This is a genomic window from Pseudomonas azerbaijanorientalis, from assembly GCF_019139795.1.
In the GTDB taxonomy this organism is placed as follows: domain Bacteria; phylum Pseudomonadota; class Gammaproteobacteria; order Pseudomonadales; family Pseudomonadaceae; genus Aquipseudomonas; species Aquipseudomonas laurylsulfatiphila.
This window is the reverse complement of the sequence record NZ_CP077078.1, coordinates 3,855,187-3,876,555: the sequence shown is the minus strand read 5'-3', so window position 1 is coordinate 3,876,555 and position 21,369 is coordinate 3,855,187. Positions and strand designations below refer to the sequence as shown.

At 59.8% G+C, this 21,369-nt stretch carries 19 protein-coding genes; 13 read left to right on the top strand and 6 right to left on the bottom strand.

Going from position 1 to position 21,369, the window contains the following annotated elements:
* Positions 1–73: 73 nt before the first annotated feature.
* On the bottom strand, positions 74–835 hold the full coding sequence (locus tag KSS91_RS17140) for a gamma-glutamyl-gamma-aminobutyrate hydrolase family protein (RefSeq protein ID WP_217835519.1): 762 nt from the start codon (positions 833–835) through the stop codon (positions 74–76).
* A 283-nt stretch (positions 836–1,118) separates the two neighbouring features.
* Here KSS91_RS17140 and KSS91_RS17135 point away from each other — a divergent pair, with 283 nt between their 5' ends.
* The 5 genes from KSS91_RS17135 (at position 1,119) to yecR (ending at position 7,262) form a co-directional block, all read left to right on the top strand.
* Positions 1,119–2,495, top strand: a complete 1,377-nt coding sequence (locus KSS91_RS17135) for a glutamine synthetase family protein (protein WP_104447513.1) — start codon at positions 1,119–1,121, stop codon at positions 2,493–2,495.
* 208 nt (positions 2,496–2,703) lie between these two features.
* Entirely contained in the window at positions 2,704–4,194 is a 1,491-nt protein-coding gene (locus tag KSS91_RS17130; RefSeq protein ID WP_217835518.1) for an aldehyde dehydrogenase, read from the top strand.
* 52 nt (positions 4,195–4,246) lie between these two features.
* Positions 4,247–5,545: an NAD(P)/FAD-dependent oxidoreductase gene (locus tag KSS91_RS17125; RefSeq protein ID WP_217835517.1), complete on the top strand. Its 1,299-nt coding sequence runs from the start codon at positions 4,247–4,249 to the stop codon at positions 5,543–5,545.
* Between the two features lie 363 nt (positions 5,546–5,908).
* Positions 5,909–6,457 carry a cupin domain-containing protein gene (locus KSS91_RS17120; RefSeq protein WP_007975263.1) on the top strand — a complete coding sequence of 183 codons (549 nt, stop codon included), beginning with the start codon at positions 5,909–5,911 and terminating at the stop codon, positions 6,455–6,457.
* Positions 6,458–6,791: 334 nt separating this feature from the next.
* Positions 6,792–7,262: a YecR family lipoprotein gene (gene yecR / locus KSS91_RS17115; RefSeq protein WP_102701228.1), complete on the top strand. Its 471-nt coding sequence runs from the start codon at positions 6,792–6,794 to the stop codon at positions 7,260–7,262.
* Between the two features lie 122 nt (positions 7,263–7,384).
* Here yecR and KSS91_RS17110 read toward each other — a convergent pair whose 3' ends face one another.
* Positions 7,385–7,678: a fructose-bisphosphate aldolase gene (locus tag KSS91_RS17110; protein ID WP_217835516.1), complete on the bottom strand. Its 294-nt coding sequence runs from the start codon at positions 7,676–7,678 to the stop codon at positions 7,385–7,387.
* A 663-nt stretch (positions 7,679–8,341) separates the two neighbouring features.
* Here KSS91_RS17110 and KSS91_RS17100 point away from each other — a divergent pair.
* Complete coding sequence (locus KSS91_RS17100) at positions 8,342–9,136, top strand: hypothetical protein (RefSeq protein WP_437179759.1); 795 nt, start codon at positions 8,342–8,344, stop codon at positions 9,134–9,136.
* Positions 9,137–9,169: 33 nt separating this feature from the next.
* On the opposite strand, the gene KSS91_RS17095 is transcribed toward KSS91_RS17100, so the two are convergent.
* Positions 9,170–9,907 (bottom strand): hypothetical protein, encoded by a 738-nt coding sequence (locus KSS91_RS17095; protein ID WP_015095576.1) that lies wholly within the window; start codon positions 9,905–9,907, stop codon positions 9,170–9,172.
* Positions 9,908–10,096: 189 nt separating this feature from the next.
* Entirely contained in the window at positions 10,097–10,333 is a 237-nt protein-coding gene (locus KSS91_RS17090) for a hypothetical protein (RefSeq protein ID WP_217835513.1), read from the bottom strand.
* A 399-nt stretch (positions 10,334–10,732) separates the two neighbouring features.
* Between KSS91_RS17090 and KSS91_RS17085 the strand changes: the two genes are divergently transcribed.
* The 3 genes from KSS91_RS17085 to KSS91_RS17075 all read left to right on the top strand — a co-directional run bounded on the left by KSS91_RS17085 (position 10,733) and on the right by KSS91_RS17075 (position 13,961).
* Positions 10,733–11,170 carry an anti-virulence regulator CigR family protein gene (locus KSS91_RS17085; RefSeq protein ID WP_217835512.1) on the top strand — a complete coding sequence of 146 codons (438 nt, stop codon included), beginning with the start codon at positions 10,733–10,735 and terminating at the stop codon, positions 11,168–11,170.
* A 98-nt stretch (positions 11,171–11,268) separates the two neighbouring features.
* Entirely contained in the window at positions 11,269–11,757 is a 489-nt protein-coding gene (locus KSS91_RS17080; RefSeq protein ID WP_217835511.1) for a hypothetical protein, read from the top strand.
* 284 nt (positions 11,758–12,041) lie between these two features.
* Positions 12,042–13,961, top strand: a complete 1,920-nt coding sequence (locus tag KSS91_RS17075) for a tyrosine-protein phosphatase (RefSeq protein WP_217835510.1) — start codon at positions 12,042–12,044, stop codon at positions 13,959–13,961.
* A 235-nt stretch (positions 13,962–14,196) separates the two neighbouring features.
* On the opposite strand, the gene KSS91_RS17070 is transcribed toward KSS91_RS17075, so the two are convergent.
* Both KSS91_RS17070 and KSS91_RS17065 read right to left on the bottom strand, forming a co-directional pair.
* Positions 14,197–15,144, bottom strand: coding sequence for an AraC family transcriptional regulator (locus KSS91_RS17070; protein ID WP_225923692.1), 948 nt, complete (start codon positions 15,142–15,144; stop codon positions 14,197–14,199).
* 289 nt (positions 15,145–15,433) lie between these two features.
* Entirely contained in the window at positions 15,434–15,886 is a 453-nt protein-coding gene (locus KSS91_RS17065; protein WP_217835508.1) for a hypothetical protein, read from the bottom strand.
* Positions 15,887–16,204: 318 nt separating this feature from the next.
* Between KSS91_RS17065 and KSS91_RS17060 the strand changes: the two genes are divergently transcribed.
* The 4 genes from KSS91_RS17060 to tssC all read left to right on the top strand — a co-directional run bounded on the left by KSS91_RS17060 (position 16,205) and on the right by tssC (position 21,350).
* Positions 16,205–17,926 carry a SulP family inorganic anion transporter gene (locus tag KSS91_RS17060; RefSeq protein ID WP_217835507.1) on the top strand — a complete coding sequence of 574 codons (1,722 nt, stop codon included), beginning with the start codon at positions 16,205–16,207 and terminating at the stop codon, positions 17,924–17,926.
* Positions 17,927–17,984: 58 nt separating this feature from the next.
* Positions 17,985–18,803, top strand: a complete 819-nt coding sequence (ppk2, locus tag KSS91_RS17055; protein WP_217835506.1) for a polyphosphate kinase 2 — start codon at positions 17,985–17,987, stop codon at positions 18,801–18,803.
* Positions 18,804–19,274: 471 nt separating this feature from the next.
* Positions 19,275–19,778, top strand: coding sequence for a type VI secretion system contractile sheath small subunit (tssB, locus tag KSS91_RS17050; protein WP_217835505.1), 504 nt, complete (start codon positions 19,275–19,277; stop codon positions 19,776–19,778).
* Between the two features lie 33 nt (positions 19,779–19,811).
* On the top strand, positions 19,812–21,350 hold the full coding sequence (gene tssC / locus KSS91_RS17045) for a type VI secretion system contractile sheath large subunit (RefSeq protein ID WP_217835504.1): 1,539 nt from the start codon (positions 19,812–19,814) through the stop codon (positions 21,348–21,350).
* The last annotated feature ends 19 nt before the right edge of the window (positions 21,351–21,369 follow it).

The following is a 21,369-nucleotide window of genomic DNA, read 5'->3' as shown; positions in this document are numbered from 1 at the left end:
CGCGAACGGGGCACGCAAAGGCGCCTGCCCGCTCGCGTTGGGCAGTTAATCGTTGAATGTGGGTATCAGTTCGTCAGCGCGAGTGACGCAGCGCCGCCCGTTGCCGGCAGGCTTCGCCGAACGCCTGGAAAATACTCAAGTAAGGCGGGTTGTTCAGAACCTGCCATTCCGGGTGCCATTGCACACCGAGGGCGAAGGCCTTGCTGTGCTCGACCGAGATCGCTTCGATCAGGCCATCGGGTGCGACAGCTTCGGCGCGCAGGCCGGGCGCGAGGCGGTCGATGCCCTGGCTGTGAATCGAATTGACCTGGAACTCCGGTGGCAGGTCCAGGGCTTCGAACACACCGCCGGGCTGCACATTCACCGCATGGGCGGGAGCGTATTGCACGGCCAGGTCCGGGTGGTTGGCCTCGCGGTGGTCGAGGAAGCCGGGAAGTTCATGGACTTTCTGATGCAGGCTGCCACCGAACGCCACGTTCATTTCCTGGAAGCCGCGGCAGATGCCGAGCACCGGAACGCCGGCAGCGATGGCTGCGCGGATCAGTGGCAGGGTGGTGCGGTCCCGTTGCGGATCGTGTTCCGTACCGGGGGCGCTGTCGGGGCCTTGATAGTGGAAGGGTTCCACGTTCGACGGCGAGCCGGTCAGCAACAGACCGTCGAGCTGCGGTAGCAGGTCATCGATTTCGGTCAGGTCGCCCAAGGAAGGAATAACGACAGGCAGCCCCAGCGCTGCAACGCTGACAGCACGCAAGTACTTGTCGCCGCTGATGTGGTAGGGGTGCAGGCCAATCTGTTTGACGCACGCAGTAACGCCGATCAATGGCTTGAATGCCATTTTTATCACCTCGAAGTTTCACACTTGAACGAGCTTTTCTGGAGCTTAGCCTTGTTGATTTTAATTAACAACTCCCATGTAAAAAATTCTAAACGCCGAACGTCCGATCTTCAGGATTTACGCGTGTTTGAGGGCGTATCTGGCACTCTCTTCCTTCTGAGAGGCCCGAAAATAAACGTTGAAAGGCCAGGTGTTCGCTATTGACTTCACTTTGCCTTTCGGATTGACTGGGCTCGTGAAAGGGCGGTGAACATAATAATTAACAGTAAAAAATAGGTGCATCATGTCGGTCCCTCTGCGTACCGTTCAACTCAACGAAGCAAACGCATTCCTTAAGAAATATCCTGAGGTTTTGTACGTCGACCTTCTGATTGCGGATATGAACGGTGTGGTGCGCGGCAAGCGCATCGAGCGCACCAGTCTTCATAAGGTTTACGAGAAAGGCATCAACCTGCCGGCGTCTCTGTTCGCTCTGGACATCAATGGCTCCACGGTGGAAAGCACCGGCTTGGGTCTGGACATCGGCGACTCCGACCGGATCTGCTACCCAATCCCGGGCACCCTGAGCATCGAACCCTGGCAGAAGCGCCCGACTGCGCAACTGCTGATGACCATGCACGAACTCGAAGGCGAGCCATTCTTCGCCGACCCGCGTGAAGTGCTGGCCAATGTCGTGCGCAAGTTCGACGACTTGGGCCTGACCATCTGCGCCGCGTTCGAACTGGAGTTCTACCTGATCGACCAGGACAACGTGAACGGTCGTCCGCAATCGCCGCGTTCGCCGGTTTCCGGCAAGCGTCCGATGTCGACCCAGGTGTACCTGATCGACGACCTCGACGAATACGTCGATTGCCTGCAAGACATCCTCGAAGGCGCGAAAGAGCAGGGCATCCCGGCTGACGCGATCGTCAAGGAAAGCGCCCCGGCGCAATTCGAAGTCAACCTGCATCACGTGGCTGATCCGATCAAGGCCTGCGACTACGCGGTCCTGCTCAAGCGTCTGGTGAAGAACATCGCCTACGACCACGAGATGGACACCACCTTCATGGCCAAGCCGTATCCGGGCCAGGCGGGCAACGGTCTGCACGTGCACATTTCGATTCTCGACAAAGAAGGCAACAACATCTTTGCCAGCGAGGATCCCGAGCAGAACGCCGCGCTGCGTCACGCGATCGGCGGTGTGCTCGAGACCCTGCCGGCGCAGATGGCGTTCCTCTGCCCGAACGTCAACTCGTACCGTCGTTTTGGCGCGCAGTTCTATGTACCGAACTCGCCGAGCTGGGGCATCGACAACCGCACCGTGGCCGTGCGCGTACCGACCGGCTCAAAGGACGCCGTGCGCATCGAACACCGCGTGGCCGGTGCCGACGCCAACCCGTACCTGCTGATGGCCTCGGTATTGGCCGGCGTGCACCACGGCCTGACCAATCAGATCGAGCCGGGCGCCCCGGTGGAAGGCAACAGCTACGAGCAGAACGAGCAGAGCCTGCCGAACAACCTGCGCGATGCCCTGCGCGAGCTGGACGACAGCGAAGTCATGGCGCGCTACATCGACCCGATGTACATCGACGTGTTCGTGGCGTGCAAGGAAAGCGAGCTGGCCGAGTTCGAGAACTCCATCTCCGACCTTGAGTACAACTGGTACTTGCACACCGTTTAACGGCCTCGTGGATGGGTGGTGTACACAGAGTCTGTGACACCACCAGTCCCCTGTGGGAGCGAGCTTGCTCGCGATGAGGCCGTCACATTCAACATTAATAGTGACTGTTGCACCGCTATCGCGAGCAAGCTCGCTCCCACAGGTACTGCGGCAATCTGATCCATGACCGAATGGCATCAGTCCGACGATCACTTATCGAGTCACAACCATGACAAACACTCGCAGCGATTGGGAGCAACGCTTCCAGTCCCTAACAATCGAAGGTCGTGCCTTCATTGACGGCCAATACTGCGCGGCCGCCAGTGGCGCCACGTTCGAATGCATCAGCCCCGTGGACGGCCGCTTCCTGGCGAACGTCGCCAGCACCGACGAAGCCGACGCCAATGCGGCAGTCACTGTCGCACGCCGCACCTTCGAATCCGGTGTGTGGGCCAACCTGGCCCCGGCCGAGCGCAAGCGCATCCTGATCCGTTTCGCCGACCTGATCCTGGCGAACCAGGAAGAACTGGCCCTGCTCGAAACCCTCGACATGGGCAAGCCGATCAGCGATTCCATGAGTATCGACATTCCGGCGACCGCCAACGCGATCCGCTGGACCGCCGAAGCCATCGACAAGATCTACGACGAAGTCGCCGCCACGCCCCACGATCAACTGGGCCTGGTGACGCGCGAAGCGGCCGGTGTGGTCGCGGCCATCGTGCCGTGGAACTTCCCGCTGATCATGGCCAGCTGGAAATTCGCCCCGGCCCTGGCGATGGGTAACTCGTTCATCCTCAAGCCTTCGGAAAAGTCGCCGCTGACCGCGATCCGCATCGCGCAGCTGGCACTCGATGCCGGCATCCCGAAAGGCGTGTTCAACGTCCTGCCGGGCTACGGCCACACCGTGGGCAAGGCGCTGGCCTTGCACATGGATGTCGACGTGCTGGCCTTTACCGGCTCCACGGCGATTGCCAAGCAGCTGATGATCTATGCCGGGCAAAGCAACATGAAGCGCGTCTGGGCCGAAGCCGGGGGCAAGAGCGCGAACGTGGTGTTCGCCGATGCACCGGATCTGCGCGCGGCAGCACAGGCAGCGGCCAGCGCCATCGCCTTCAACCAGGGCGAAGTCTGCACCGCCGGTTCGCGCCTGCTGGTGGAGCGTTCGATTCGCGAGCAGTTCATTCCATTGTTGGTGGAAGCCTTGCAAGCCTGGAAGCCGGGCCACGCACTCGATCCTGCGACCACCGTTGGCGCGGTCGTCGACCAGCGTCAACTGGACAACGTGCTGCGCTACATCGCCATCGGCAAGGAGCAGGGCGCCGAACTGATCGCCGGCGGCAGCCGCACCCTCGAAGACACCGGTGGCCAGTACGTGCAGCCGACGATTTTCGACGGCGTGACCAATGCCATGACCATCGCCCGGGAAGAAATCTTCGGCCCGGTGCTGTCGGTCATCACCTTCGACACTGCTGAAGAAGCCCTGGCGATTGCCAACGACAGCATCTTCGGCCTGGCCGCTGGCGTCTGGACCCGCAACCTGAGCAAGGCCCATACCTTCGCCCGTGGCTTGCGTGCCGGCAGCGTCTGGGTCAACCAGTACGACGGCGGCGACATGACCGCGCCGTTCGGCGGGTACAAGCAGTCGGGTAACGGTCGGGACAAATCGCTGCACGCGTTCGACAAGTACACCGAGCTCAAAGCGACCTGGATCAAGCTCTAACAACAATAAAGCGGCGGTCGCCGGCAACCTGCGGCGGCCATCGGAGAAATTTATGAAACACAGCTCCAGCAATCAACAGCATGTAAACAGCTACTACGCCGCCACCCGCAACTTCACCGGCGATTTCCCGGTGCTGGAAGGGGCGGTGGACTGCGACGTCTGCGTGATCGGCGCCGGCTACACCGGCCTGTCCTCGGCACTGTTCCTCGCCGAAGCGGGCTACAGCGTGACCGTGCTCGAAGCGGCAAAAGTCGGCTTCGGCGCCAGCGGTCGCAACGGCGGCCAACTGGTCAACTCCTACAGTCGTGACGTCGATGTCATCGAAGAGCGCTACGGCGACAAGACCGCCGAAGTGCTCGGCAGCATGATTTTCGAAGGCGCCGACATCATTCGTCAGCGCATACAGCACTACGACATCCAGTGCGACTACCGTCCCGGCGGCATCTTCGCGGCGATGAACAAGAAGCAACTCAAGGGCCTGGCCGAGCAGAAGAAAAGCTGGGAGCGCTACGGCAACAAGAACCTGACGCTGCTCGGCGAAGCCGACATCAAGCGCGAAGTGGGTTCCGATGCGTACGTCGGCGGCTTGCTGGACATGCAGGGCGGACACATTCACCCGCTGAACCTGGCCCTCGGCGAAGCCTCGGCGATCATCGGCCTGGGCGGCAAGATCTACGAGCAATCGGCTGCGGTGGAAATCACTTACGGCGAGCCGATCACCGTGCGTACTGCCAAGGGCGTGGTGAAGGCCAAGTACCTGCTGATCGCCGGTAACGCCTACCTGCCGCAAGGCCTGGACAACCGCGTGACCAGCAAGAGCATGCCGTGCGGTTCGCAAATCGTCGTCACCGAGCCGTTATCGGAAAAGCAGGCCCGCAGCCTGATCAAGAACAACTACTGCGTCGAAGACTGCAACTACCTGCTCGACTACTACCGCCTGACCGCGGACAACCGCCTGCTGTACGGCGGTGGCGTGGTCTACGGTGCGCGCGAACCGAATGACATCGAGCAACTGATCCGCCCGAAAATCCTCAAGACCTTCCCGCAATTGAAGGACGTGGAGATCGACTACCGCTGGACCGGCAACTTCCTGCTGACCATGTCGCGCATGCCGCAGTTCGGCCGTATCGAGAAAAACGCCTACTACATGCAGGGCTACAGCGGCCACGGCGTGACCTGTTCGCACCTGGCCGGCAAACTGATCTCGGAAATGATCCGTGGCGACGCCGAACGTTTCGACGCGTTTGCCTCCTTGCCGCACATGCCAATGATCGGCGGGCGCACCTTCTCGGCACCACTGACCGCCCTGGGCGCCGTGTACTACTCGCTGCGCGACCGTTTCGGCATCTAAGCCTTACCTCGCCGGCGGCATCTCCCCAAAGGGTGCCGCCGGTTTTTTAATCCCGGAAATACCGCGGTCCCCTGTGGGAGCGGGCTTGCTCGCGAAGAGGCCATATCAGCCAAAACAGATGTCGCCTGACACACCGCTTTCGCGAGCAAGCCCGCTCCCACAGGTTGTGCAACTTCATTGCAAATGGCTATTTTTCCAGCCGTTTATCGAACCTGCTGAGCATTACCAACAAACGTGATTTAATAGCCGCCTTTCACGTTTCCGGGACCGGAAAACGGCGTGATCCGCGCCTGTACTCCACCCATCCATTATCCCTGTAGGAGCGAGCTTGCTCGCGAAAGCGGGTTGGCACATAAGGCTGTCATGGACACGGGCTCACGACTCAAATTAGTACGCGAAAGCTACAAACTGTCCCAGCGTGAGCTGGCCCGGCGTAGCGGCGTCACCAATGCAACCATCTCCCTGATCGAACAGAATCGGGTCAGTCCCTCCGTCAGCTCCCTGAAGAAATTGCTGGAGGGCATCCCCATGTCCCTGGCCGACTTCTTCACCTTCGATCAGCCACCCCGCGAACACCAGTACGTCTTCCGTGCCAACGAACAGCCCGACCTCGGCCGCCACGGCCTGCGCCTGCTGCTGATCGGCGCGTCCGTACCGAGCCGGCAGATGCGCCTGCTGCGCGAGCAATACGCACCGGGCGCAAGCTCCGGCGAAGAACCGATCGTGCATTCCGAAGGCGAGGAGTGCGGGCTGGTGACCCGTGGCACGGTTGAGTTGACAGTGGATGGCCAGGTGAGCGTGCTGAACGCCGGGGATGGCTATTACTTCCCGACGACCTTACCGCACAGGTTTCGCAATATCGGGGCGGATGAAGCGGAAATCATCAGCGCCAACACCCCGGCCAACTTCTGATCCCTCATTGGGGCAATGGTCACACATAACCTGTGGGAGCGGGCTTGCTCGCGAAAGGGACATTAGCTTCAACATCAATGTTGACTGACACTCCGCTTTCGCGAGCAAGGCAGTGGCGGCAAACTGGCTGGCGGTCAGGATACGACTCTGTTTGCATAAAAGTGCCCGGCCTTGTGCCGGGCTTTTTGTATCGAGCTATTGAGTCCGGCAGGCTGTTTGGGTCATTAACCGTCTTGGTAACCGAATCGCTCGTCCATTCATTTGTCGTTTGTGTAGACAGAAATGAGGCCTATTGCCATCATTGTGGCACTTGAATCTCAAATGGATTTTATCAATGCGTAAGCTACTTATTCTGGTCATGCTGGCTGTGGTAGTCACAGGCTGTTCCACTCGTAAAAACTTCTACGCAACCGGCGGTAGCCGTGCGGACGGTTCGATTGATATGGCTTACGACTTCAAACCTTTTGAGACACCGGTCGTTGATTACAATCAAGCTGTATCCATTGCAAACAGCAAATGTGCGGTGTGGGGTTATGAACGCGCAGAACCTTTCGGCGGGCAAACTCAGAATTGCCAAGCGCGGGATGGCTGGGGTAACTGCACCGCAGGCCAAATGATCGTTAAATATCAATGCATTGGTAACATTACACCGTCGAATCAGGCTTCGGCTGCTACAAGCACGTCTGTACCAGTTGGAATGCTGACGCCTGCGCAGTACAAAGAAGCACGGCTCAAAGCACTGATGGATCAAAAGCTGCCTTATGCGGAGTACCAAAAGCAGTACCAGGCGATCATGGCCGAGTAGTTCGAACGGCGTTATTTTCGTGGCCCAGTTTCAATTATTTGAGACATACCAGAGCGGCGAAGAGTGCGCAGTGGAGCGACAAAAAAACCGCGGTTACGCGGTTTTTTGTTGTCCGAAGATGATCAGCGATGCTTTGGTGCCTCAAACCCCCGCTGCTCGATTACCCCAAACACATCCCGCACATCCTGCAGCAGAATCCGCGAGATGTTGCTGACGGTATTGATGTCGTTTTCGGCGTAGTCGGGGAGGCTGGTGCAGGCCATGAGGTTGAGGTATTGCAGGACCGCGTTGAGGCGTTCGGCGACGCAGTTGTGGAGTTCACGCAAGGGCGCGTCGCTGTCGATGAGGAGGACGGGGTAGCTGGTGGCGATTTGTTTCATTGGGGTGAAGCGGCGGGGCGGACTGTTAGTCGTCATAAGTAAAACTTCCTCGTATCTGTAAGAAGAGCTACTCCCGATCGCTGCGAATCGAATGGGGTGGTAGCTATGTGCGGGTTCGCAGACCGAGGATACGAGGAACCCGGCAGACCCGAAGATCTCCCGCACACAGCCACCATAAAACGACATGCGGGCGCAGACGCGACCGTCAGTGGTTTGGTGGGCGGCAAGGTTACTACACGTATCTACAGGGCTGCGAAACCCAATCGCCAATTCAAGTCAGCGACGGGCGCACATTAGGCATCGACTTCGACGGCCGCAACCGGCCTGTAGGACGCCAAATACCCCCTGTGGCGAGGGAGCTTGCTCCCGTACGGCGGCTCTGGTGCCGTAAAACCGGGCACTGCGATGTGTCTGAGGAAATGAGTTGCAAGGTATGAGGGCCGCTTCGCAGCCCGGCGGGAGCAAGCGCCCTCGCCACAAAGGGGCAAGTCCTACAAGTTTTTCGGACGTCAAGATTGAACGTTCGTCGGATGGCGGGTTGCTACCATCGCAATTGCCTGCCGATATCAACACGGCTGCTAAGCTTGGTCGTTGCAGTGCCCGAGCGCCGATCCTGCTCACGCTGCGAGGGTAATCACGGAGTGCGACATCCATTCCTGTCGGCAACCTGCACGGAGGCAGGCGATGGTGATCATGAGCATGAGCATGACCGATTCGACGGCGGCGGGGGGTCCCGAGCCGCTCGATCGGGAAGAAATCGAGCGGGTGCTGGCGCTGTTGCTGGTCAGCCCGTTGTTTGCCAAATCCAGGCGCATGGGCAGTCTGTTGCGCTTTCTGGTCGAGCACGACCTTCAGGCTTGTAAAACGCCGCTGACCGAACACGCCATCGGCATCGCGGTGTTTCGTCGTGACCCGGCAGTGTATTGCACCGGCGACGATCCGGTGGTGCGGGTGCAGGTGGGGCGCTTGCGGCGCAAGCTCGCAGCGCATTACGCCGGCAACGGCCAGCAGGACCCGGTGCGCTTCAGCATTCCACCCGGGTGTTATCGCTTGACCTATCAGCGGCTGCGGCCCAAGGGCGTCGGCACTCGCCATCCTGTGGTCCAGATCCAGCCGTTTACCTGCCTCACCCGCGATGGCAATGACTTTGCCCGGGGCTTGTGCGAAGAGTTGAGTTGCCGACTGTTCGAGTCGTTCGAGCAGGCGCAGACCGGGACCAATCATGTGTTGATGCGGGTGGCACGCAACAGTGAGCCAGTACCGGACTTCAAGCGTGGCGGGCGTTACAGCTATTGCCTGGAGGGCAGCGTGCGGGTCGAGTCTTCGCGGGTGCGCGCGTCATTGCGCCTGGTGGATGTGGCGCAGGGGCGGATTCGCTGGTCGGCGCAGTTCGATCGTGATCGACCCTATGGCATCGCCACCCAGGAGGACCTCGCGCAGTCGATCTGTCGCTCGCTGACGGGCTACTTCGCCACGGCGGGTAAAGAGAAGTGAAAGGGCAACCGCAAGGTTGCCCTGGCATGACGGTTACACGGTTTTCCACTGACCGCCTTCGTAAAGGCGACCTGCGGTGTTATCGAACGTCAGGTCGATTTCGATCGCCTTGGAGCGTGAGGTACTGAACATGGTGCTGGTCTGTACGTTCTGTTCGAACCACACGAGGATGGTTTCCACCGGCGTCAGCACGGTTTCACCGGTGACCACCTGATCCACCGCAACGTAAATGGGCGTGCTGACCTGATTGCCATCAATGCCGGTAGAGAGCTGGTTGATACCCGGATGGATGGGGGCGTAGTCGTTTACAAAGGTCATGGAAATGCTCGGCCCCCCCGTAACCGCCGAACTCAGCAGACCGTGCTCATCGAGTGTCGATGTTTGCCCCAGGCCGATATTGACGATGTTGGTCGAGACTTTGACCTGCACATTTGCCTTGAACAGGTTGGACGCAAACAGCTGATATTGAGGCGTCCAGCTGAACTCGTTGTTGCTCAGGTAAGCGTCATAGGACTGCCAGACCACGTTGTAGTCGGCGTCACCCACCTTCTTGGCAAAGCACAGCTTGTAGCCGGACTTCTTCAGCTGCGTCAGGTCGCCGGCGGCGATTTCGATGGTGACGGTTTTTTGCGAAGCCGCCAGGGCCGACCTCAGTACCCGGCCGTAATCCGACGCCTTCAGTTGCGTTGCACCCATGATCGACTTGACGGCTTCTTGCACATCATTGTGAAGCTGCTGGCTCTGTTGGCTGACAGCGATTGACTTGCTCATGGTTTCCCTCTTCCTTGGTGGTGTGTTGGGCAAACAATGGCTGCTGACGCTTGGCGCTGCAGTCCATTGACGATGTCACTCTAGGGTCGAGGGGCAGGGCGGCTAAGTGTCTTGGTGTTACAAGCGGGTATCGGGGTTGTATCGGGGGCCGGGTCAGCGGGGCAGCCGATCGGCCGCCCCGCCTTGACCTCAGGCAGCCCGGGCATCGGCCCAGACGAAGTTCCAGCTGGTGCGTTTGCCCCTGGCGATCTCGATCAGCTTGTTCTCGTACACCGTGTGATTGACCGCGCCGGTGTAGGTCAGGGTGCGGGCGGCATTGTTTCCGGTGACCTCGCCCGGCTGGCCGCCCGACTCGACCATGGCTTTTTTCATGTCGGCATCCGACGGGGCGCTGCTCTGGTTTTTTTCCACTTTGACGAAACTCATGATTCACCTCTTCCGTGATGGGGGGATCGGTGCTTGCGCGGGTCGACAAGTCGACGAGCCTGTTCCACACCGACGGCCATACTCTATTGGCCCGTTCGGCGGCGCAGAAGTGACAACTGCTGCGCTGAGGTAACAATCGGGAAACAGCGCCATGCATTGAAGTATCTGCGACGTATCAAGCGGGGACTCACATCGAAGAAGATTGCTTCTCGATAAACCCGCGAATCGCCGCAATCGTCTGCGTCGATGCTTCCTCCATCAGCCAATGCCCAGTTCCCGGAATCAGCACTTCCATGCGCCGGGGCGGGCGTCGAGTTTGGCGTTCGGTGACCCGATGGAACCAACGCCGTCAATGACGTCTAAAATTAAGGGAATATTCCCGCCACGAAGGAACGACTCATGATCAAGTCTCGATCGTTGATTGCAGCAATCACCTGCCTGGCCCTGGCCAGCGGCTCAGTGACTGTGCTGGCTGATCCAGGAAACGGCCAGGGCAACAACAAGGCCAACCATGGCAACCAGGGCAACAAGAACAAGAATTCCGGCGGCGGGGACTGGAGTCATGGCCCCAGCATCAATCGCAGTAGCGTGCTCGAGATCATTGGCGCCAGCACGGGCTACTGGAGTCCCGGGCCTGCCTTGCCACCGGGTATTCAAAAGAACCTTGCCCGAGGCAAGCCGCTTCCACCCGGCATTGCCAAAAAGCTGGATGGCCGACTGGTCGGCAGGTTGCCCCACTATGACGGCTACGAGTGGCAGCAAGTCGGCACGGATCTGATCCTGGTCGCGTTGGCCACCGGGCTCGTTTATGAAATTCTCAACGGTGTGTTCGATTGATGTGTGAAGGAACTTCCAGCCGCCTGTCGTGACGCTTGAACTGTTTGAGGGATATCGCGTCATACGTCACGCGATATCAACCACCTACGGAAGCAATCATGCTTTTCAAAAACAAGAGTCTCGTTGCTGTAATGTCATGCGCCATGATGCTTGCAGCCGCCCCTTTGCTGCCTGATGGCCTGTCGATCATGGGCTCCGCCTACGCGAAGGACGGCGGTGGTGGTGGCGGTGGAAACGGTGGCGGCGGTGGCGGCGGTGGTAATGGCGGCGGAAACGGTGGCGGCCACGGCGGCGGCATGGGTGGCGGACACGCCGGCACAGGCCACTCCGGCAGTAACGGCCGCGGCAACGGGCTGGACAGCGACCATGCCGGCAAATCCGTGCGCGACCATGGCCTGAGCGGCAACCACTACGGTAGTGAGCGCAACGATGACAACGGTCATGGCAGCACGACCTCAGGCATCGCCCACTCCAAGGACACTCGCGGCCTCTCCAAGGCCAGGGCTATTTCGGCCTCGACGCCGGGTGAACACAACACCAAAGGCTTGAGTAAAGCCGGGATGTCGACCTCGAAGAAATCCCATTGAGTTCACAGCAGTAGCGAGCAGATTCAGAAAAGCCAAAAACCCGCTGAAAAGCGGGTTTTTTGCGTCTGGCATTTGACCGGCGGCCATTGCGCAGCACGTTTCCCACCCGGCCTGTCATTGGTTTTCGGCATTGAAGCTGGCCGCACACCGGGCCATGCACGGACAGAAAACGAGCCACCCGGACACATCGCGCAGCGATTTGCGTTTGCAGGCGATTTGTCATGTTCAACGTCAATGCAATGTAGATATTGGTCAGCCCAACGTGACTCCAATGAGGCTGCCCTGTGTTCCAACGACTTGTGTGTTCGCTGTCTGTTTTGAGCCTGTCCATCGCTGCCGCCCAGGCGGCCGAGACAGTCCCCCTCAACACGCCACGCCTGAAGAGCATCGACAATTTCCGCGATGTCGCCGGTCTCACCACGGCATACACCACAGCCAACGACGGCACGATGCGTGGCGGGGTGTTTTACCGCTCCAACGCGTTGACGCCTTCGGCGGCGGATCTGGCGACCCTCAACGGCCTTGGCATCAAGGCGGTCTACGACCTGCGCACGCCCACCGAGATCGCCGCCACGCCCGACACGATGCTCACGGGCGCGACCTACAGCAACATCGACATCATCGGCGGCTCCACGTCTGGCGCGAACGTCACCAACATCGCGTTCCACAGCGCCGCCGAAGCCACCGCGATGATGCAGGACACCAACCGTGATTTCGTCAGGAACGCGGGGATGCGCAGCGAGTTCAACCAGTTGTTCAATGAACTGGCCACGGTCGACGGTGCCGCGCTGTTCCATTGCACCGCCGGCAAGGACCGCACGGGCTGGACTGCCGCTGTGCTGCAAAGCATCGCCGGGGTCGACGATGCCACCATCATGAGCAACTACCTGGCGACCAACGACTACACCGCCGAGCGCATCAGGGCGACCCTGGCGGCGTTGCCACCGAGCCTGGCGACCATCTATGGGCCGCTGATCGGTGTGGAGGCCGGTTACCTGCAAGCCGGGCTGGACCAGGTAACCGCGCAATACGGCACCATGGACAACTACCTCAAGCAAGGCCTGGGCCTGTCCCAGGAAACCATCTACGTGCTGCGCGGCAAGATGGTGTTCTACAACAGCTTGCCTGGCGCAGCGGACCTGGCGGGCAACGCCGCGGCCGGCGCGCAGTTGTTGCAACAACTGCAGAACAGCAACCTGTCAGGCACCTACAGCGCCTATAACTACTACCTGCAATCGGCCATCGATGCGCGCAGCCTCGGGGGCGTCGAGTCCACCGTTGGCGGCCAGGTGCATGCCGACGCTGCCAGCTACCTGCTGCGCCAGGGCGCGATGATCGATCAGGCTGCTGCGCCTTTCACCAGTGGCACCGACCTCAAGACCGGGCAATATCGTCTGTGGAGCACCGCCCTGGCGGGGTATCTGGGCACCGACGGCTCCTCTCAGGCCTCCAGCAGCAACGAGCATAGCCAGGGCCTGATGATTGGCCTGACCCAACGCTTTTCCGAACAGCTCAGCGCCCATGCCGGCTTCGGCTACAGCCGCGGCAATGTCGGTGGCGCGGGTGGCGAGGCCGATACCGACCTGACCTTCTTCAGCGTCGGTGCCCGCTTTGCACCGAGCGGTCTGGAGCGCGGCCTGTTTGTGGATGCCGATGCCAGCGCCGGTTATCTCGATTACGAGAGCAAGCGCGAACTCGGCGGCGGCCTGGGCACGGCCAAGGGCGACAGCCATGGCAACCTCACCGGTGCGACCCTGGCCGTGGGCTACCGGGTTCCGGTGAACGGCGTGACCCTCGAGCCAAGCCTCGGTGTGCGGATCAGCCGCGTCAATCTGTCGGGCTTCCAGGAAAAAGGCAGCGAGCTGGCGCTGGACGTCGATGGTATCCACGAGACCCGCAAGAGCGCGGTGGCCAATCTCAACGCATCCTTTGCACCGGTCAGCCTGGGCGCCTGGCAACTGGTGCCGGGGGTGCAAGTGGGCTACGAGCATGTGCTGGGCGACCCTGAAGTCGACAGCGAAGGGCACCTGCTGGGTCTGGACATCGAGCAGCAAGCCGCCTTCGACAACCGTGACCAGTTCACCGGTGGCGTCAACGTCATGGCCAACCTTGGTCCGTGGAGCGTGGGGGCGGAAATCGGCGCCAGCGGTGGCGGCGACAGCCATGGCTTCAACGGCGGGCTGAAGGCCAGCTATCTGTTCTGACGATCAGTCAAGGCAAGCTGTGGGAGATGGCCTGCGATAGTGATCTGACAGGCACATTGGTATTGAGTCTTGCGGCCCCTTCGCGGGCAAGCCCGCTCCCACAGGTTGTGTGTCGTGCCCGGATCATGTGGCAAGCACAAAACATTGTGGGAGCGGGCTTGCCCGCGAAGAGGCCATGTCAGTCGACAGGGATGTTGAATGTCACTCCGCCTTCGCGAGCGCTCCCGCTAATCCCTCAATGGGTCGCCATCGGCCGCGTTCGCACACCCTTTCTCACGTCTGCGGGGCTGATGCCGTAGGCGCTCTGGAAGTACTGGCAAAACCGCCCGACGTTGCTGAAGCCGTATTGCAGAGCTACGTCTGTCACCGACGGCGACGCCCCCTGGGACAGCGCGGCAAAGGCGCGCTCCAGGCGTACCTGGCGCTGATAGGCAACAATCGAAGTACCCATGAAACGCTGAAAACCTTCCTGCAAGGCGCGCAGGCTGACATGGGTCAGTTGCGCCAGCTCCGAACCACTGGCCAGGTGCTCGGGGTGCGCCTGGATGTACTCGACGGCCAGCTTCACATGCCGCGGCGCTATCAGGGGAGAGGGGCGCCGGAGGGCTTCGGTGAAGTTGTGCGGCCAGGTTTCGAGCACCGCATCGACCAGCATTTCGCGAAGGCGCGAAGGCATCAGCGAACCGCTGTTGATCAGCAGGTCGAACTCGCTGCCCGTGGCCAGTTCGATCAATGCCCGGATGCCCTGCAAGGCCGATGCCTTCAGATCCACCACCGGTTCGAAATGCACCTTTTGCAGAATGGGTTTGCCCAGCAGCGTCGACAGGCGCTCGGTGATCAGCCGACGGCTGATCGATATCCCGTGCTGTGCGTGGTTATCGACAAAGCGCGCCGAGCGGACCTCGGCCTTGTCGATCGCCAGGCCGATCTGCGCGAAACCTACCGACTCGGTGATGTGGTTGAAGATGATCTTGCCGGCGGTAGGAATGACGAAGGTGATTTCATCAAGGGGTGCGGGAAAGTCCACCGTGAAGTCGCCGCGATAGTGCATGCGCCGAAAACTGACACCTTCGTGCCGGCCGTAGACCCCGCCGATGATGATGTTTTTCGGCGGTGGCGGGGAGTCGGCATACAGGTTGCCGAACAGGTTCGAGAACAACGCGCCAAAGTCGTCGCAGCTCATGTCGTTGGACCTGATGATGATTTGCTTGCGCGTCGTGCTTGCGTACACCTGAAGTGTCACCTTGAGCGGAGGGGCAAAGCCCTGGTACAGGGAACTGGCAATCGGAGATCGAGCGGATGCGGTTCGGGAAAGCGTCAGGACGTTATCAGTGAGTAATGACAGGTTTGTTACCGCTTGTTGCTGCTGTCGTTTCCGGCCCCCGTTTCCGTTCACCCGACGCCACCGCCCGCACCGGACAACCGGTGGCACGAGCGGTACCGGGGCGTGGGCTGGTCGGCACTGGCCAGGGCTATTTCACCGGCTCTGTCGCCTTGATGTCCCCGCAAAAGATATCGACGTTGCCATCGGTCGCAGCCGTTCGCACGACCACCGAATATTTGCCGTCAACCAGGGTTTGCAACGGCACGGGCGCGGTTCGGGTAAAAGACCAGCCGCGTATGGGTTGACGTTCGGTGTTGACGGTGTCGTTCATCGCGTAGGCGACTGACCCGGGTTGCTCGCAGGTGCCGTTATTGATGAACGAATAAAGGCGCAGGGGCAGGGTAACCCCGGTTGGAGCACCGCTGATGAAGAAACTGAGCCCGGTTTTCTTGTCCCAGTCGGTCAAGGTGACGGTGCCGATCTGACCGGCGTTTTGCCGGGTGGCGACCAGATTGACGTTCACGCCGTGGTGCGAGGAAGTGGCGCAGCCGAAAAGGCTTGCCGCGACCATGAGTGCTGCCAGAGAGGTCTTGAGCTTCATTGCCAAACTCCTGAGTTGAAGAACTGCAATGGGGGGAATTAGCGGGTATAGCTCATTTATCGCCTTCATGACGTCGTCCATATAAGGCTTTCCATTTTTGCGCGCAGAGGGTAGGGCGTCTGTCTCCTTCTCCAGTCATGTGGCGGCGTAGCCGTGCAAACCGGCTACATTTGTAGTCGAGCCTGCGTGGATTGCCTGCGGGAACGCGCACTTCGATGCCGATGAAGGTCTGCAGTGGTTACGCGTGCAGTTAAAGGATTGTGCGGTCAGTTGAGCCCACTCATCATCCGCACGGACGATTTGTGACTGGAGTGACTGATGAATCAACAAGGCAGCGATCCGCAAGCACGGAACCCTGGTATTCCACAGCGGGGTAGCGTGCGCAGCCTGTTGATCCCGGAGTGGCTCGACTGTTATCGGCCGGACTGGCTACGGGGCGATGTGGTCGCCGGGCTGACGGCAGCGGCCGTGGTCATTCCCAAGGCGCTGGCGTACGCCACGATTGCCGGCCTGCCGGTGCAGGTCGGGCTGTACACGGTGCTGGTGCCGATGGTGATCTATGCCGTGCTCGGCACGTCGCGTCCGCTCAGTGTCAGCACCACGACCACCCTGGCCATTCTCGCTGGCTCCGCACTGGGCCAGATCAGCCCCGATGGCGATGCGGCGACCCTGCTCGCCGGCTCCGCCACGCTGGCCTTGATGGTGGGTGCGATCCTGATCGTCGCGGGGTTGCTGCGCCTGGGTTTCGTCGCCAATTTCATTTCCGAACCGGTGCTGGTGGGTTTCAAGGCCGGCATTGGCGTGGTCATCGTGCTCGACCAGCTACCCAAGCTGCTGGGCACCCACATCGACAAAGGTGGCTTCCTGCACAACCTGGTGGCTACGGTTCAGAGCATCCCTCATGCCTCGCTGCCGACCGCGGCGGTCGGGGTGTTCATGATATTGCTGCTGGTCGGCATGAAACGCTTTACGCCGCGACTGCCCGCACCCTTGATTGCGGTGGCGCTGGGCATCCTCGGCATGAGCCTGCTTGGCCTGGATAGTTTTGGTGTGTCTGCCGTCGGCGTGGTGCCGATCGGGTTGCCGGCGACGACCCTGCCGCTATGGTCGTTGGCCGAAACCCTGTGGCCTTCGGCGATGGGTATCGCGCTGATGAGTTTCACCGAAACCATCGCCGCGGGACGCGCTTTCGCCCGCAGTGACGAGCCTGCACCACAACCGAATCGGGAGCTGCTGGCCACTGGCGTTGCCAACATAGGCGGTGCGTTTCTCGGGGCCATGGTCGCGGGTGGCGGGACCACGCAAACGGCGGTCAACCGCCTGGCCGGTGCCCGCTCGCAACTGGCCGCACTGATTACCGCAGCACTGGCATTGGGCACTTGCCTGCTGCTGGCACCGCTCATTGGCCTGATGCCCAATGCCACGCTCGCCGCCGTGGTGATCGTGTATTCGGTGGGCTTGATCGAGCCGTCGGAGTTTCGCGAGATCCTGTCGGTTCGCCGTACCGAATTCGTCTGGGCCGTGGTGGCCATGATCGGCGTGATGCTGCTGGGCACGCTGCAAGGGATCGTCGTGGCGATCATCGTCTCGTTACTGGCCCTGGCCTATCAGCTCTCGGACCCGCCCGTGCATGTCCTGGCACGCAAGCCCGGCACCAACGTCTATCGCCCGCAGGCCACCGGCAACGCAGATGACGAACAGTTTGACGGGCTGCTGTTGCTCAGGCCCGAGGGGCGGGTGTTCTTCGCCAATGCCGAGCGCATCGCCGAGAAAATCCGGCCGCTGATCGATGCGGCGACACCCAGGGTCGTGGTCCTGGACCTGCGCAGCGTGTTCGACCTGGAATACACGGCCCTGAAAATGCTCACCAGCGCCGAGCAGCACATGAGCGAGAAAGGCATTTCACTGTGGCTGGTAGGTATGAGCCCCAGCGTATGGGACATGGTCATCAAGGCACCCTTGGGCCATACGTTGGGCGAGGCACGCATGTTCCTGAACCTGGAACTGGCGGTTGAACATTACCAGCGCAATCGGCGTTGAATGAGTGCGGCCGGGTGCATCCCGGACGCTGTGTGACGCATTGAAGGAGATTACGGGCATGGCAAAGAAGAAAACGGCAACGAAAAGCAAGCCGGTTGAAAGCGGCAAGCTCAAGAACAAGGTGTATCTCGAGGAGCTGGCGCGCCTGCATGTCGAGATGGTCAAGCTGCAGGAGTGGGTACAGCACTCGGGCGCCAAGGTCTGCATCGTCTTCGAGGGCCGTGATGGCGCCGGCAAGGGCGGGACCATCAAGGCACTGACCGAACGGGTCAGCCCGCGGGTGTTCCGGGTGATCGCGTTGCCGGCACCGACCGATCGGGAAAAAAGCCAGATGTATGTGCAACGCTATCTGCCGCACATGCCGGCGGCCGGTGAAGTGGTGATCTTCGATCGCAGTTGGTACAACCGCGCCGGTGTCGAGCGGGTCATGGGGTTTTGCACCGAAGAGCAGGTGCGCTCATTTCTCACCGTGGCGCCGCGCGTCGAGCATGCACTGGTCGAATCGGGAATCATCCTGATCAAATACTGGCTTGAAGTGAGCCCGCAGGAGCAGACCCGACGCCTCAAGGCGCGCATCACCGACGGGCGCAAGATCTGGAAGCTGTCACCGATGGACCTCAAGTCCTATAACCGCTGGTACGACTACTCACGTGCCCGGGACGACATGTTCGAGGCCACCGACACCGAGTTCGCCCCGTGGCGGGTCGCCAACTCCAATGACAAGCGCCGGGCGCGACTGAACATCATCAGTGATGTGCTCAGCAGCATTCCTTATGAGGAAGTACCTCGGGCGAAAGTGAAACTGCCCAAGCGCCAAAGCCCCGGTAACTATCGGGATCCGAACTATCCATTCAAGTACATCGCGGAAAAATTCTAGAATCCCTCAGCACTGTGCTGCCCGTGCCCGGTCTTCAAGACCCGGGCACGGCAGTCGTGAAATCGCCTCCCCGCTTTTCCGGAATTAACCGACCATCCGCTGTCTCAACGGCCATGCCGCGCCGCAATCAAAACACGCCAATAATCTTCGAGTAGGAAATTTCCTTAGTTGTGTGGGAAATGGCTATTTAGAGGGAAGGTAAATTCTGAGTGCGATGTAAGGCGCGTCTAAATATTAATTTGGCGGTTGGAATGTCTTTGTAAGATAGTTCACTATTACATCTGATAGTGTTTGAGTATTTGTTTCCGTAGTTGCGGTTGCCTTTGAAAAGGCTCATCTTTCGCTGCCGAAGCAAGCTTGCATGTCACGTCCGCTTATGTAATTGCGTATTGTCGACTCAACTCCTGAGTTCGATTATGTCATTGAATTTTTGTAACGCTTTATGTTGTTACAAATATCCAGGGAGATTTTATGGCTTCTGGTAGTTTCCAAAACGAAGTGCCCAAGACACGGGTCAACATCAAGCTCGATTTGCATACGGGCGATGCACAGAAAAAGGTCGAATTGCCGCTCAAGTTGATGGTGATGGGCGACTACAGTAACGGCAAGGAGCAGCGGCCGTTGTCCGAGAGAAGCAAAGTCGCCATCGACAAGAATAATTTCGATAGCGTGCTGGCCGAGTTTTCTCCCGAGGTCAAGCTGGCGGTGGCCAATACCCTGGCGGAGGATGCCGGCGAAGCGGCGGTCAATCTGGGTTTCCGGAGCATGAAGGATTTCGAGCCGGAACAAGTGGCTCGGCAAATTCCTCAACTGCGCGCACTGCTGGCAATGCGTAACCTGCTGCGCGACCTCAAGTCCAACCTGTTGGACAATGCCACGTTCCGTCAGGAACTGGAGCGTATTCTCATGGACGAGGCACTGAGTGACGAACTGCGAGGTGAGTTGGCGGCACTGACTCCGGAACACATTCGTTAATTCACCTCGGCTCGTTTAAAGGGAAGTTTAAAAATGTCTATCGAACATTCTCAAGCGCAATCGCGTGGCACTACAGTGTTGCCTGAAGAAAACCAAGGCGTATATGGCGCGTTGTTTGGCAAGATCAATCTCAACCCGGTAAAAGTGCTGGGCGAAATCGAAGTGTTTCAAAGTTCCGAGGCGCTGTCGGACGTTTCTGCCGATGAGCGAGTGACTGCCGCTGTCAGTGTTTTCTTGAATTTGATCAAACAGTCTTCGCGCAAAGTCCGGCGTCTGGACAAGACACTGCTGGATGAACATATTGCGTCGCTGGATGCACAAATCAGTCGCCAACTGGACGCCGTGATGCATCACCCGGATTTCCAGAGGGTGGAGTCCACCTGGCGCGGTGTGAAATCGTTGATCGATCAGACCGATTTCCGCCAGAACGTGCGCATCGAACTGCTCGATATCAGCAAGGATCACCTGGTCCAGGATTTCGAGGATGCACCGGAGATCGCACAAAGTGGCCTGTATGTGCATACCTACACCCAGGAGTACGACACCCCGGGTGGTGAGCCGATCGCCGCTGCCATTTCCAACTTCGAGTTCGACCGCAGCCCGCAGGACATTGCCTTGCTGCGCAATATTTCCAAAGTCTCGGCAGCCGCGCACATGCCCTTCATCGGCTCCGTCGGCCCGGCCTTTTTTGGCAAGCACTCGATGGAAGAAGTCGCCGCCATCAAGGACATCGGCAACTACTTTGACCGTGCCGAATTCATCAAGTGGAAAGCGTTCCGCGACAGTGATGATGCCCGTTACATCGGCTTGCTCATGCCTCGAGTATTGGGCCGTCTGCCGTATGGCCCGGACACCGTTCCGGTGCGCAGTTTCAACTACATCGAAAGCGTCAAGGGACCGGACCACGACAAATACCTGTGGACCAACGCCTCGTTTGCGTTCGCTGCCAACATGGTCAAGAGCTTTATCGCCAACGGCTGGTGCGTGCAGATCCGCGGTCCGCAGTCTGGCGGCGCGGTCACCGACTTGCCGATCCACTTGTACGATCTGGGCACAGGCAATCAGGTGAAGATCCCTTCGGAAGTGATGATTCCGGAGACGCGCGAGTTCGAGTTCGCCAACCTCGGCTTCATCCCGCTCTCGTACTACAAGAACCGTGACTACGCGTGCTTCTTCTCGGCCAACTCCACGCAGAAACCGGCGTTGTACGATACCCCGGAGGCCACCGCCAATAGCCGGATCAATGCGCGCCTGCCCTACATCTTCCTGCTGTCACGCATTGCCCATTACCTGAAGCTGATCCAGCGCGAAAACATCGGCACCACCAAGGATCGCCGTTTGTTGGAGCTGGAGTTGAACAAGTGGGTCAGCGGGCTGGTCACCGAGATGAACGATCCGGGCGACTCGCTGCAGGCTTCGCACCCGTTGCGGGCTGGCCGGGTCACCGTCGAAGACATCGAGGACAACCCGGGTTTCTTCCGCGTCAAGTTGTATGCCGTGCCGCATTTCCAGGTGGAAGGCATGGACGTCAACCTGTCGCTGGTTTCGCAGATGCCCAAGGCGAAAGCCTGAGTTCTGTGCAAGCCCAACC

Excerpts from the sequence above, each read along its gene's own strand:
- KSS91_RS17140 (WP_217835519.1), bottom strand. The coding sequence starts at position 835 with ATGGCATTCAAGCCATTGATCGGCGTTACTGCGTGCGTCAAACAGATT.
- KSS91_RS17135 (WP_104447513.1), top strand. The coding sequence starts at position 1,119 with ATGTCGGTCCCTCTGCGTACCGTTCAACTCAACGAAGCAAACGCATTC.
- KSS91_RS17130 (WP_217835518.1), top strand. The coding sequence starts at position 2,704 with ATGACAAACACTCGCAGCGATTGGGAGCAACGCTTCCAGTCCCTAACA.
- KSS91_RS17125 (WP_217835517.1), top strand. The coding sequence starts at position 4,247 with ATGAAACACAGCTCCAGCAATCAACAGCATGTAAACAGCTACTACGCC.
- KSS91_RS17120 (WP_007975263.1), top strand. The coding sequence starts at position 5,909 with ATGGACACGGGCTCACGACTCAAATTAGTACGCGAAAGCTACAAACTG.
- yecR (WP_102701228.1), top strand. The coding sequence starts at position 6,792 with ATGCGTAAGCTACTTATTCTGGTCATGCTGGCTGTGGTAGTCACAGGC.
- KSS91_RS17110 (WP_217835516.1), bottom strand. The coding sequence starts at position 7,678 with ATGACGACTAACAGTCCGCCCCGCCGCTTCACCCCAATGAAACAAATC.
- KSS91_RS17100 (WP_437179759.1), top strand. The coding sequence starts at position 8,342 with ATGAGCATGACCGATTCGACGGCGGCGGGGGGTCCCGAGCCGCTCGAT.
- KSS91_RS17095 (WP_015095576.1), bottom strand. The coding sequence starts at position 9,907 with ATGAGCAAGTCAATCGCTGTCAGCCAACAGAGCCAGCAGCTTCACAAT.
- KSS91_RS17090 (WP_217835513.1), bottom strand. The coding sequence starts at position 10,333 with ATGAGTTTCGTCAAAGTGGAAAAAAACCAGAGCAGCGCCCCGTCGGAT.
- KSS91_RS17085 (WP_217835512.1), top strand. The coding sequence starts at position 10,733 with ATGATCAAGTCTCGATCGTTGATTGCAGCAATCACCTGCCTGGCCCTG.
- KSS91_RS17080 (WP_217835511.1), top strand. The coding sequence starts at position 11,269 with ATGCTTTTCAAAAACAAGAGTCTCGTTGCTGTAATGTCATGCGCCATG.
- KSS91_RS17070 (WP_225923692.1), bottom strand. The coding sequence starts at position 15,144 with ATGAGCTGCGACGACTTTGGCGCGTTGTTCTCGAACCTGTTCGGCAAC.
- KSS91_RS17065 (WP_217835508.1), bottom strand. The coding sequence starts at position 15,886 with ATGAAGCTCAAGACCTCTCTGGCAGCACTCATGGTCGCGGCAAGCCTT.
- KSS91_RS17060 (WP_217835507.1), top strand. The coding sequence starts at position 16,205 with ATGAATCAACAAGGCAGCGATCCGCAAGCACGGAACCCTGGTATTCCA.
- ppk2 (WP_217835506.1), top strand. The coding sequence starts at position 17,985 with ATGGCAAAGAAGAAAACGGCAACGAAAAGCAAGCCGGTTGAAAGCGGC.
- tssB (WP_217835505.1), top strand. The coding sequence starts at position 19,275 with ATGGCTTCTGGTAGTTTCCAAAACGAAGTGCCCAAGACACGGGTCAAC.
- tssC (WP_217835504.1), top strand. The coding sequence starts at position 19,812 with ATGTCTATCGAACATTCTCAAGCGCAATCGCGTGGCACTACAGTGTTG.